Origin of the sequence: Chryseolinea soli (assembly GCF_003589925.1) — a bacterium.
Classification (GTDB): Bacteria; Bacteroidota; Bacteroidia; order Cytophagales; family Cyclobacteriaceae; genus Chryseolinea; species Chryseolinea soli.
In genome coordinates, this window is record NZ_CP032382.1 from 5,219,203 (window position 1) to 5,232,640 (window position 13,438).

Genomic DNA, 13,438 nt, shown 5'->3' on the forward strand with positions numbered 1-13,438 from the left:
AACCCTCTATGCTTAAAATCAAGTTGTTCTTTTTGGCTTTGCTGTGCCCCCTGATCAGCAGCTTTGGCCAGTTCACCATCAAAGGAAAAATCATCGACCGTCAACAGGCATTACCTTTTGCCACCGTACTCCTGCTCGGCCAGGACTCGGCTGTGGTAAAAGGTGTGATGACGGAAAATACAGGATCGTTTGTTTTTGAGAACCTTTCGCCGGGGAATTATTTTTTATCCGCCTCGATGGTGGGATATATGAAATTTCAATCGCCCCTGATGACGCTCGATAAGAATCTGGTCATACCCGACATCGTCCTCGAAGAATCAGCAACCGCATTGGATGAAGTATCCATCACGGCCGACAAGCCGCTTTTTGAACAGCAAACCGACCGGCTTGTGGTGAATGTGGCCAGCAGCATCACATCCTCGGGCAACACGCTTCTGGAAGTGCTCCAGAAATCACCGGGCGTGGTGGTGAACCGGCAAAGCAACAGTATCGCGATCAATGGAAAAACCGGTGTGCGCATTATGATCAACGATAAAGTAGTCCAAATGCCGCTGGATGCAGTCGTGCAGATGTTGGATGGCATGAGCGCATCGAACGTGGAGAAAATCGAACTCATCACTACGCCACCGGCAAAATATGATGCCGAGGGAAACGGAGGGATCATTCATATCGTGATGAAAAACAATGAAGACCTCGGCACAAACGGGTCCTTCGGATTGACGCTGGGATACCGGGGTGCGGAGACGTTGGGAGCTAACTTTGCGCTGAACCACCGCGCAAAAAAGACGGCATGGTTCCTGGAATACTCCTGGCTAAGAAATCACAACTGGCACGCGATGACGATGGTGCGAAAGTCGCTCGGCGATGGATTCCCCGTGACGATCAACGACCGCAGCGACCGCGAGAATTGGACGACACAACAAAACCTGAACGCCGGCTTTGAATGGAAACCAACAACCCATTCGGTCCTGAGCCTGGGCGCGACCGCTTACCGGAGTGATTGGGAATTGACCGCGCTGGCCTTTGACGAAGCACACCTGACGGCCGATGCGATGCGGAATACCAAAACGAACATCCAGGAGTCGAACATATGGCAAAGCGCAACCCTGGGAGTGACCTACCAGACAAAGATCAACCCGAAAAGTGATCTCAATGTTTCGGTTGATTATCTCTATTATCACAACAACAATCCATCGCTCTACGACAACGCCTTGCTCGATGAGCACGATCATGTCAGCGAAACTTCGCGGATAGCATTGGACAAAACAACACCCATCCATTTTCTGATCGGCAAAGCCGACTACCAGTATTCACCTTCTGCTGCCTGGACCATCGACGCGGGCATCAAAGGCGTGACATCAGGTCTCGACAACAATGTTGTGGTGCGGCGATGGCTGGGAGGGGACGCGTGGGACGTGGATCCGTTTTTTTCTTCCCACGCCACGCTTTCCGAAACTGTGCGAGCCGCCTACGTCTCCACCAAGTGGCAACCCGAAAAACGATGGCTCATCACGGGCGGTCTCCGGTATGAATACACGCACACCAACATCAGCACACCGGCCGAACAGGATGTGATCAACAGAAAATATGGCTATTTTTTTCCATCGCTTTTTGTGAAGAAAGATCTCGATGTCGAAAAAGACATCCAGTTTTCCTATTCCAGAAGGATCACCCGGCCGACGTTCAACGACATGGCGCCCTATGTATTCTTCTGGGGACCAAACACGTTCTCGGGTGGAAACACGTCGCTTTTGCCCGCGGTGGCCGATGCCGTCAAGGTGGGGTTTCATGCCAAGCAGTGGGTCGTTTCCCTGCAGTACACACACTCCCGCAGGGAGATCAATTCGTATCAGGCAGAAATCGATACGGCCTCCAACACGCTAACCTACCGGGCTCAAAATCTGGACTATTTAAATACCCTTGGACTCACCAATTCTTACTCGCTGAGCATAACACCGTGGTGGGAAGTGCAAGGCAGTGTGACGTTGCAGTATCAGGTTGCCCAGGCGGCGCCCGTGCAACACGATGTCAGGAAGCATTTGTTTGGTGTGAACCTGAATGTGGTGAGCATCGTCAAGTTGCCAAGCGACTTTGCGATCGAGATCTCGGGAAGTTATCAGTCCACCCAGTTATCGGGCATCGCGGTATACCTGCCACAGGGGTCGCTCAACGCGGGTGTTCAAAAGAAGTTGGGTGAAAACGGCACGTTGACGTTGGCGATGGACGATATTCTATACACGAACTACTGGCGGATCAAAACCAACTCACCGCAGAACTACGTGGACGCTTATTTCAAATACGACTTTCACAATCAATACGTCAGGCTCACCTACAAAAGAAACCTGGGGAGCCGGAAGATCGCCGCGGCGAAATTGAAATCCGGATCCGATGAAGAACGGCGAAGGGTCAGCAACTAAGATGGCTGACCTTAGACATAACTGACCCACCATTTTTCTTTGTTCCGGATCTTGAGGTCGTTCCAGAAAACACAAAGCGGGTAAAGGAGCAGCACCACCGATATCCAAAAGATATACACTTGGGGAAGGCTGAAGCCGTAGTGACCCACGAGCTCCGGATTGCCCTTGGCGACGGCTCCTGAAAAGATCATGGAGCGCCAGGAAAATCCGGTGAGCACGGCGGCGATCATGGCCAGCAGATGGATCAGGTAGATATGTGCCACATAATAGAACAAGGCAACCTTGCCAAAAAGCGAAACCGGTTTCCAGGCAGTCACCTTTTTGCCCTCCAGCAGGCCGAGCAACGTCAATGAAATGCCAATGGTTGCCAACACGTAGAGCAACGACGGCGGGTATTTTTCCAAGTTAAAAAAAGACATCACCGTAAAAGGCCATTCGGGTTGCACGCTCCAGGGGAGGGGATCGCCATAGCGATTGATAAGCCGCAGTCCAACAAAAATGAAAAGACTCAACGCACCCAACGTCAGGAGCAGTTCCCGTCTCCTGTCAGAAGTAAAATCAGCGTCATACCACCGTCCGAGACAATAGCCCAGCGACATCACCCCGGCCCAGGGGATCAGCGGATAAAGCAAAGAGAACCGGTAGCCATGCCCCAGGTCGAACACCTTCGACACATGCAGGAATGACCAAACGACGTCTGCTGTGGATCCACTGGCAAAAGCGATGTGGTCCAGGCGGTTGTGACCCACTACCAGGGCAAGTCCAAAAAAGAAGATAGCGGATAAGGGCAAATGAATGAGGCCTGCCAACACGATCATGCAACAGCCGATGATGGAGATGATGGAACTTCCGTTGTAACGGAAAAGCGGATCGAAGTGCCACCCAAACCGGACGATCGTCAACTGCAATACGATGAGCCAAAGGCCGCGGGTCAGTAGGAAGACGGTCATCTCTTTTTTTGTTTTTCTTTTCGCTACAAAATAAGACGACGTGCCGGCAAGAAAGATGAAGGTTGGCGCACAAAGGTGTGTGATCCACCGGGTGAAGAACAGAGCGGCAGAGGTGCGTGTAAGATCCTCCGGACTATAGAGAAATGCGTCGAAGTGAAACAAGTCGCGCACATGGTCGATGGCCATGATGATCATGACCATCCCCCGCAGCAGATCGATCGATTCGACTCTATTGACCCGGCCGATCGATTCGACGCTGTAGGTCCGACTAAAATTTTCCAGTGTCGTCATAAACTAAAATGATAAAGCGAGACGTCAATCCGTGAAAGGCGAGTGCCCGGGTGTGGGCAAAAGCGTGACCTATTCGTAGGTGAACTCTACTTTGGTGTGAAAAGAGAAATCCGGATTGGTCTGATCATCGGGGTTTCCTTTTTTGTAGCTCGTGATCTTGGTCACCGGGTAGCCATCGTAGTCATACGTATAGACGTGTGTCACTGGAACGATGGAGGGGAATCCGCAAGTGAAATAGTGGACGTCTTCGGCCACTTTGTTGTTGGCCGGCCAATTTTGCAAGTCGAAGTCCATATAGCCGAGGTGCCGGAAGGGATTGATGTTTTTGTCGTACGCGTAGCTTCCCGTGTTGCATACCTGGCCCTTGGTAGTGATATCGCTGACGATATTTTTATAACGAAAATCAAAAGTATACGAGAAGGCTCCACCGTTGGAATAGCTATACGCTACGTTGACGCGGTTGTTCTCACTATCCGTTTTGGAAGTTTGGGTTCCCACGAGGTCTTTGGCATAGTGCAACGTTTCGGTTATTATATTTTCCGCGCCATAGCGATACTGGTATTCGGCATAGGGCCTCCCGCTCATGACGCTCGTTATCTCGGATACAACATCGCCTTCATAGAGGAAGGTGTCGGTCGTGGTTTCTTCGAACTGTGCGGTTTCCGGGTTGTAGGTTTTGTGATGGATCTGATCCAGGTGACCTCCGACCGTGTAGGTAAATTCAATTTTCAAGTTGGGTTGATAGGTCGTGCCTCCGCCCGCAGCGCTGACTTCATTGGACAGGATATAGCTCGATAGTTTTTTTGCTTTTTTCGATCCCACCAAAACATAGGTAACCGGAAGCGAACCATCAGCCCGTCCATCCCAAAAGACTTCACCGGGTATGTCCGACTGGATGTCGTTCGTTCCCCATTTGTCCACCAGGGCGATGCTGTAATGATGAAATCCTTTTTTAACCTCCAACAGGTTATCGGCAGGGCCAACGAAGTTGAAGTCCTTTTCCCACTGCAATACATTATTCGCATCATAGCCATTGACGTGGATCTGCGCATCCACATTCTCATAGAGCACACCGCCGATGTCCATTTTAACATTTGATTTGATGAGCATCACGTCGCTATTGCCTGCTCCGCCCGGTGCGAAGCTGGTGTAGCCGAATGCTCCGGGGGTGTCGTCGGGCGTCACTCCGAGCACCGGTGGAGCGAACGCGTCGACACCCTTTTGAGACACGACGAAACCCAAAGGAAGAGGATTGGCGATGTAGGGCGCCAATGCCGATCCTTCCTTGGGCGTCGCGTAGAGGGTTTTATGGGCTCCATCTATGATGACAAATTCAAGCAGTTGATAGTTTTCTGCGGGCAAGTCCAGCCCCGCACTTTGATACCCCTGACCGGAAGGCGACAGCGAAAGCGATATATTCTCCCGCATATTTCCCTGGCTGTCTTTCAGCGTGAGCAGCACAAAGGCTGGCGTCGTGGTCTCGTCTGCCGCGCCGCTGTTTCGCTCGACCTCGGAAAACGAGAACACTTGTTTGCCGATGATGGGCTCAACCCGTTCTTCCGTCCTGCAGGAAAAAAGAAGCAGGGTTAGGAGGGCATACAAGATGGCAAACAGGAAGACAAAGGGGGTCAGTAATCTTTTCATAGCTCGCTAGGGGTTTTTCAAAAAATTATTTCCCTGCCAGAGACGCAGAATGGGTGGGTAAGGGTTGGTTATTTTTGTTTCAAAAAGGGATACTCTTGTTGCATACCGCGAAAACAGCCTGGAAAGGAATCAAATCATATTTTTTTGGGGTGAATGGAGAACACAAAAGGGTGAATGCCCCAAAAAGTTTCAAGCCTTTTGGGTCGCGTTCCTTTTGCTGTATTCGCTGGGCGCGACTCCAAATTTCTTGCGGAAGCGTTTCGCAAAGTACGACTGTTCGTTAAAGCCCACGGCATAACTGATTTGCGTGAGCGTATCGGCTTTGGAAAGAATGAGCTGGGCTGCCTTTTGCAAACGGATCTCATTGATAAATTCATTGGGCGACAACCCGGCGATCGCTTTCAGTTTTCGAAAGAGCTGTGCCCGGCTCAAATGCATGTTGTCTGCCATTTTCTCTACCCCAAAACCGGGATCGGCGATGTTGTCCTCCACAAGCTGTTTGGCTTTCATCAGGAATTTGTCATCCAGCGAAGGCTCCTTGGGCGGTGGAGCAACAGCGGAATAGCCGGCTCTATATATAATGGCCAGTTTCTTTCGCTGCTCGATGAGATTGGTGGCCCTGATCCTTAATTCCTCGGAAGAGAAGGGTTTTGAGAGATAGTCGTCGGCGCCGGTCTGCAGGCCGTCGATTTTTGACTGTGGGTCTGCTTTTGCCGTGAGCAACACGACGGGGATGTGACTGGTGCGCTCGTCGGTCTTCAATATTTCCGTGAGGCCTATACCGTCGAGGTTTGGCATCATCACATCGGAGATCACCAGGTCTGGGATGCGTTCAATGGCCAGGGCATATCCCTCAGCACCGTCTTTGGCGGTGAGCGTGATAAATTGCCCCTGCAGCGTGGACGCGATATAATTCCGGAGATCATCATTGTCCTCTACGATAAGAACGGTTTCTTCATGTGCAGCCTCGTTCTCCGAAGCAACCTCGTCAGGGATATCTTCACCATTAAATTGGAGCGACGCTGCGGTTGTCGCGGGATGATCCACCATCGCAGTTTCTTCCTTGAAAACGGTGAAAGCAGGCAGCCGGTCCTTCGTCTGAGGCAGCGTGATGCGAAGGGTGGTGCCTTGGTGCAGGGTGCTACTGAGTTGAATGTTGCCCTGATAAAGATCCACCAGCTCCTTCACCAACGACAATCCCAGTCCTGTACCAAAGCCGTCGTCGGCCGCATGCCGGGATTGATAAAAGGGTGAGAAGATATGCTGTTGCTCTTCCTCCGGAATTCCCTTTCCGGTGTCGCTGATCGCTATTTCCAGGTCGTTCGTTTGTGGTGATTGAGTGATGGCAAAAGTGACTTGCCCGCCTTCGGTTGTAAACTTAAAGGCGTTGAACAAAACGTTGTTGATGATCTTTTCAAGTTTGTCGGCATCAAACCAGCCGTCGCGCGTCTCCACGGCAATGCTTTTCTCGAAGCGGATCTTTTTATTTTCAGCCAGCGAGTCGAACGAAGCGGAGACTACGGTCAGGAATTTTTTTAAATCACCTTGTTGCACCACGAGCTCCATCTTTTTTGCTTCCAGTTTGGTGAGGTCCAGGAGCTGGTTCACCAGGGAGAGCAACCGGTTGGCATTCCGTGCCACCAACTGAAACGATTCTTTTTCGCCGGCCGCCAGGGTAGGGGAGGCCAGTTTGTCTTCGATCGGGGTTAGGATGAGTGTCAGCGGTGTGCGGAATTCGTGTGAGATGTTGGCAAACAAATTCGATTTCAACTGATCGGCTTCCTGCAGCCGCAGGTTCAGGGACTTCTGATTTTCCAGCAGGCCACTCACTTTTCGATTGTGCGACCGTTGCAAAAAGTAGATCGTAACGCAGATCACGGTCATGGCCAATAGCCCGAGAATCAGGTACAGTTGTTTTAGATTTTGAATTTCCTTTTGCTGTTCCAGGGCAAGGATGGTCTGATCCTTCTTTTCGGTTTGATAGCGCGCCTCCACCTCGGCAATTTGTTTTGCCTTCTTCTCCGTGTAAATGCTGTCCAGGTAGTTGTGCTTCAGTTCAAGATAGGCCAAGGCTTGTTTGTGGTGGCCGCTTTCCGTTTCCAAAAGCGTTAGTTTGTCATAGACTTCCGCCAGCACTTCCTTATGGCGCAAGGTGGTGGCCATCGCGAGGGCGGATTTCAAATAGTGCTCGGCCTCACCGTATTTTTTTTGATGGATATACACTTCGCCCAGGTTGGTGTAGTTCACCATGGTCCGGTATTTATTTCCCAATTTTTCCAGGATGGCCAGCGCCTTTTGATAATACTCCACGGCGGCGGTGTATTCCTTTTTTTTCATAAAGATCACCGCCAGGTTTCCATAGGTTTGGCTCAATCCGTCTTCATCCTTGATTTCCTCCCGGATCTTTAGCGACTTCTGGAAATAGTCCTGTGCCTCGTCAAACTTGGAGAGATTATAATAGAGTGACCCCAGGCTGTTAAAGCTATAGGCCACATCCCGCTTGAGTCCCGCCTTTTGACGGATCTCGAGGGCCTTGGTGTAGTAGTATTTTGCTTTTTCAAAGTCCTGGCTTCGTTCATGAATAAGGCCCAGCAAATTATAGGCTTGACTCAAACCCAGCACGTTGGAGCTGGTTTCGAATGTCTGCAGCATTTCAATGGCATATTCTGTCGCCGGGTCGTAGTCGCCAATCACCCAATAATAGAGTGCCATGTATTTCAGCGCCGTGCCGATGCCGAAGGTGTAATGAAGTCTTCTCGAGATTCGCAGTGCCTCGGTGGCGTGAAGTTTATTGCGCTCGTTGTCGGAAGTGTATTCATAGTAACAGATTCCCGTGAGCAGTTGCACCCGCACGGTGTCTTCTTTCGGATGCTGATTCAGCTGGTGATAGAGGCTATCCAATTTTTTATTCTGCCCCCACGCCGGCAAGCCGGACATTAAAGACAAAGACAAATACAGCCACGCAATTTTTTTCATAGAGGGTCTTGTAGAAAAAATATGGGATAACCAAAAACTGCATAAACGCAACTGTAACGTTTTGGGTTTCTATCCCGGACAAAATGTAGACGATCTATAGGATATATCTTTGACGTCGCGTAATAGGTTACGGAAAATGTTGTGGCATTGTATAATTAGGATATCGTAGTTACGCTCTCGTGATGCGCGATGTGTTTACGCTTTGTCAAAAGGTCCGAAGTCAGGATGCTTTCAAAATAAAATCAGAATCTGCAACAAGAGTGTTGTCCTTCGCAACCAAAGTGCGAGCCTGCGCATAGCTGGATGCTGACTTTTGTAACGCGAAGACAATGAAAACACACTTCGCACGATACTATTCACAAAACAAAAACATACCATTATGAAAAACGCACTCTCGATTCTCGTTGCATCAACTGTCTTTTATTTTTCATGCAGTTCAAAAATTGACAAATCCTCCACTGCCACTACACCCGTGAAAGATGTAAAGTCGTCGAGCGCAAAAAATCTTTATTTGGACGTACACAACCTGGAACCCGGGAAGGTGACTTTCGAAGCCGTTGCCGGAGCACATCAAAAAGATCTCGCCACACAAGGAAAGTATGACGTGAGCTTTATTAAATACTGGGTCGACGAAGCCGCAGGCAAGGTCTACTGCCTCGCCGAATCCCCTGACTCGGCATCCGTTTACAAAACCCATCAAGAGGCCCACGGACTCGTGCCCCAGTTGGTGCGCCGCGTCAGCGACGGTCCCGAGTCCACCATCACGCTCAATCACAAACTATTTCTGGACATCCATCAGCTCGGCGCTGGCAACGTCACCGCCGAAGCCGTTGCTGCTGCCCACGCAAAAGATCTGGCAACCCAAGGCAAATACGACGTCAACTTCATCAACTACTGGGTAGATGAACAAACGGGCACCGTGATGTGCCTGTCGGAAGCGAAGGACGAACAAGCCGTAATCAACACCCACAAAGAAGCACACGGGCTCATCCCTAATGAGGTGCGTCCGGTAAAACAAGGCAAGTAGACAAAATTCTTTTAGGTTGGTTGGTTAAGGAGGCCTCTTAGAAATAAGAGGCTCTTCTTTTTTATGGGGGGAAATACAGGAGCCAGTAGTTAGTAGCTAGTAGACAGGAGTTAGTGACCAGTAGTTACCAAGCGCACTTTGTCGTGAATTTCTTCGAACTCCTCTATATCCCTGACCGACTACTGTCTATTGAACACTGGCTACTGACTACTGTCTACTGGCTCCTGTCCGCAGCCGAACGCATTATCCCATAGCCGGATAAACACTTTTGTTTGTGGCTCCTTCTTGCCCGCTTTCAGCAATGGCTCGTTATTTGCAAATTGCTGAAAGAGCTATCCCTTTACCACCATGATCTTACGCCATGAAATCGCCATCGCCGCAAGGCAGTTTATAAAAAACAAGAGTTCGTCCTTTATAAACGTTATCGGCCTGACCATCGGGCTCACAGGTTTCCTCTGCATCATGCTTTTTGTGGAGCACGAACTTAGCTTTGATAAGTTTCATTCGCGATACGCCGACACCTATCGTGTTGTAAAAGATTTTGTCAGCGCCGACGGGACCAGCGTCCCCGACGCCACCACGCCGCCCGCATTGTGCAAGGCCTTGCGGACTGACCTTGCCGAAGTGGAAGTCGCGACACGCATCTCGCCCCCTTGGGGCCGGTTGTATTTGCTCCAATACGAAGATCGAAAGTTTTACGAGACAAAGCTGATCAGGGTCGACTCTGAATTTTTCGACGTTTTTGATTTTCCGTTTGCTTCGGGAAGCCGCGAGAATGCCTTAAAGCAAATTCATTCGATCGTGATGACAGCGTCGGCCGCAAAGAAATATTTCGGGGACGCAGACCCGATGGGCAAAACGATCCGCATGAATATGAATGGCGGCACCGACTACGTAGTCTCTGGCGTTCTGAAAGACATCCCCGACAATTCGCACTTCACGTTCGATCTGCTCATTCCGTTTGAAAGCAGGCGCAACCCCGACACCGATTGGCAGATGTCGGATTTTTACACGTATGTCAGGCTACGACATGGAGCGGATCCTTCATCGTTCTTGTCCGAGGTAAAGAAAATAGTAAAAACACATTTGCCCAATACACTTGATCGGTATCATGTTCAGGCGTTGGCGGATATCCATTTGCACTCTAATCTGAAATGGGAATTGCTGCCCAATGGCAGTATGGCCTATCTCAGGATCTTGGTGCTCATCGCTATATTCATAATGGTGATTGCTTGCATAAACTACATCAACCTCACTACGGCGCAGTCATCCAAACGTGCGAAGGAAGTAGGCATACGGAAATCGATTGGCGCCGTACGGGTTCAATTGATCCGTCAATTCCTGGCTGAATCATTGTTCACGGTGTCGATCGCACTCTTATTTTGTTTCGCCATCACCTCCCTGATGCTTCCCTTCCTCACCCCCGTAATGGGTGCCGATCTTTCGGGGCTTTTGTTTCACAGTCAGATCATCCGGTGGTGTCTTCCATTTGGTTTGTTGTTAGCATTCATTGCCGGCTTTTACCCGGCGATATATCTTTCGGGATTTCAACCCTTGAAGATTCTTAGAAACAATTTTGCCGATGGGCACAAAGGCCGGTCGCTGCGGAAATTTCTTGTGGTCTTCCAATTTTCCATATCCTCTTCGCTTATTGTCGGAACGCTGATCGTCACGAGCCAGCTCGACTTCATGAAGCAGAAGGACATGGGATTCGACAGGGAAAACATCGTGATCGTGCCCAACGTACGCGGTGGTATCGGCGATCCTGGTCCGGCAACCGGGACATGGGACGAGGCGGTGCGGCAGATTTCCGGTGTCGGTAGCGTTGCGCGTGCGGATGGTGTCCTGGGGTCCAACTATACCGTCAACGGCCTGGAATATGCTCCGACCCATGTACGCGTTCCGTTGAACTTCTTTCGCATCGATCACGATTTTATCCCGACCATGAACATTGCGATCCAGGACGGCCGAAACTTTTCGCGCGATTTTATCTCCGACACCACGGCCATCATCATCAACGAAGAAGCCGCGCGACAACTTGGATTGCCGAAGCCCTGGATCGGGCAGAAGCTTGCCTGGGACGATCAAGCCGGAAAGACGCATGACGTTACCGTGGTTGGAATTGCAAAAGATTTCCACTTCACCGATCTCCACCAAGCGATCACGCCATTCGGTTTCATTTTAGAAGTAGCGAACGGGAGTAATTTTTTTATCAAGATCAATTCGGCAAGTCTTCATACTACGATAAAAGAAATCGAGAGCGTTTGGAATCACTATAATCCGGGGAAGCCTTTCCTATATACCTTTCAGGATGAGTACGTCGCAGGACTTCGCATGAACGATGAGCGTTTTCGGAGCCTCTTCTCGATTTTTACCATTTTGGCGATCGGCGTCGCTTGTCTGGGACTTTTTGGCCTGACCATTTTCCTGGCTGAATCGAGAACCAAAGAAATTGGCGTAAGAAAAATCATGGGCGCATCCATCGTGAGCATTCTCCGGCTTATGTCGGCAGAGCCCATCACGATGATCGTACTCTCGATGCTCATCGCCTTCCCGGTCGCCTATTACCAGATGAACACCTGGCTACAGGGTTTTGCCTATCACATCAAAATAGGATGGGAAGTCTTCACGCTAGCAGGAATCGCGTCCCTATTGCTGGCCTTTCTCACCATAAGCTACCACGCCATAAAAGTAGCCACAAAGAACCCCGTAGAATCCCTGAGAACAGAGTAAACCCCGACTACTGGCTACCGACTACTGACTACTGACTACTGACTACCGACTACTGGCTACTGACTACTAGCTACCGACTACTGGCTACTGGCTACTGACTACTGAACACCGCCTCCCAAATTCTGGCTCCTGGCTCCTGGCTTCTGGCTCCTGATTACAACGTCCTATCCATAATCCTCATCGAAACCAACGCCTCTTCCAATGAACAAGGATTCGCTCCTTCGCCTCTGAAATATTTCGTGACCGCCTCAATCATGGGCAGCTGAATGTTTACGGGAAACTCCATGGGCATCACCTGTGTGCCCGTGGCCGTGATCACCTGAAGATCGGAATTGGTAAAGAATGAAAATCGAAGCTTTCCGCGGTCGCCAATGATCTCACATACATCTTCCCTGGAGTTCTCGGCCACATTAAAGGCCCACACGCCCTGCATCAGGATATCTTTTTCAAAACCCAACTCAACCGACGTGATGTCGGGCGCCTGATACGCCTTGGATTGATTGAAAGACCGCCCCGTAGAAAATTTAGGCTCCCCAAAAAGCCAGCACAAAATATCGAGCTGATGTGGAGAGAGATCATGAAACAGACCGCCGCCGGCCAGGTCTGGGTTGAGACGCCAGGCGTGTTCGGCGTTGGTGTATTTGTGATTGGGTTGTTGGAGTACGCTGATCCGGACCAAGCGGATGTTCCCGATGGTCTCTTTTTCCAACAGCGACTTCACAGTTTTGAAAAGCGGGAGCGCACGCCGGTAATGCGCGACCGAAACTTTATTGTTGTATTTCTTTGTCAACGCGATCATTCGCTCGCACGATGCGGCATTGACCGTCACCGGTTTTTCTACATAGACAGGTTTGCCCGCTTTGAGTGCTTCTTCCGTATAGTACTCGTGGGTAGAAGGAGGGGTAGCCACGTAAATGGCGTTCACGGCCTTGTCGTTGATCAACTCGTGGGCATCGCCGTAAAACCGGGCGACATGGTGGCGACGCGCAAAATCTTCTGCTTTTTCCACATCGCGCCGCATCACCGCGACAAGCTTCGAGCCCTCGACTTTGCTAAAGGCTGGTCCGCTTTTGATCTCACACACGTCTCCACAACCAATAATCCCCCAGGCGATTTGGTTACTCATAGTTCTTAATATTTTGTATGCATGGTTATCGTTGTCGTTCGGCCGCCCTTGGCCGCCCTGGTTGGTGTTCTTTACCAACAAGTTTTGGACGTGCGTCAATAAAATTTTAACCTATCTCTCTAAAAACCTTCTTGACATCACCGTGTGCCAGCCCTTTTCATCTTTGCCGTACAATGGCATTTCAAGGTAGCAATCCTCCGTTAATAAACCGGCAGAAATTATAGCAGATTAAGGTGCTGTGTGCGGGACGCAAAGGAATTTTCAGACCCCTGGC

At 50.2% G+C, this 13,438-nt stretch carries 7 protein-coding genes; 3 read left to right on the top strand and 4 right to left on the bottom strand.

Annotation, left to right across the window (positions count from 1 at the left end):
* Positions 1–8 precede the first annotated feature (8 nt).
* Positions 9–2,417, top strand: a complete 2,409-nt coding sequence (locus D4L85_RS22225) for a TonB-dependent receptor (protein ID WP_119756371.1) — start codon at positions 9–11, stop codon at positions 2,415–2,417.
* An 11-nt stretch (positions 2,418–2,428) separates the two neighbouring features.
* Here D4L85_RS22225 and D4L85_RS22230 read toward each other — a convergent pair whose 3' ends face one another.
* From D4L85_RS22230 to D4L85_RS22240, 3 genes are all read right to left on the bottom strand, one after another.
* Complete coding sequence (locus tag D4L85_RS22230; protein WP_119756372.1) at positions 2,429–3,658, bottom strand: acetyltransferase domain-containing protein; 1,230 nt, start codon at positions 3,656–3,658, stop codon at positions 2,429–2,431.
* A 69-nt stretch (positions 3,659–3,727) separates the two neighbouring features.
* Entirely contained in the window at positions 3,728–5,302 is a 1,575-nt protein-coding gene (locus D4L85_RS22235) for a hypothetical protein (protein ID WP_119756373.1), read from the bottom strand.
* A gap of 189 nt (positions 5,303–5,491) precedes the next feature.
* The gene (locus D4L85_RS22240; RefSeq protein ID WP_119756374.1) at positions 5,492–8,278 is read right to left on the bottom strand and encodes a hybrid sensor histidine kinase/response regulator transcription factor; all 2,787 of its coding nucleotides are present in this window, start codon (positions 8,276–8,278) and stop codon (positions 5,492–5,494) included.
* Between the two features lie 379 nt (positions 8,279–8,657).
* Here D4L85_RS22240 and D4L85_RS34820 point away from each other — a divergent pair, with 379 nt between their 5' ends.
* The gene (locus tag D4L85_RS34820; protein WP_228450577.1) at positions 8,658–9,305 is read left to right on the top strand and encodes a DUF4242 domain-containing protein; all 648 of its coding nucleotides are present in this window, start codon (positions 8,658–8,660) and stop codon (positions 9,303–9,305) included.
* A 348-nt stretch (positions 9,306–9,653) separates the two neighbouring features.
* Positions 9,654–12,038 (top strand): ABC transporter permease, encoded by a 2,385-nt coding sequence (locus tag D4L85_RS22255; RefSeq protein WP_119756375.1) that lies wholly within the window; start codon positions 9,654–9,656, stop codon positions 12,036–12,038.
* A gap of 154 nt (positions 12,039–12,192) precedes the next feature.
* Here D4L85_RS22255 and D4L85_RS22260 read toward each other — a convergent pair whose 3' ends face one another.
* A complete protein-coding gene (locus D4L85_RS22260) occupies positions 12,193–13,164 on the bottom strand; it encodes a Gfo/Idh/MocA family protein (protein ID WP_119758898.1) in 972 nt (323 codons plus the stop codon).
* Positions 13,165–13,438 lie beyond the last annotated feature (274 nt).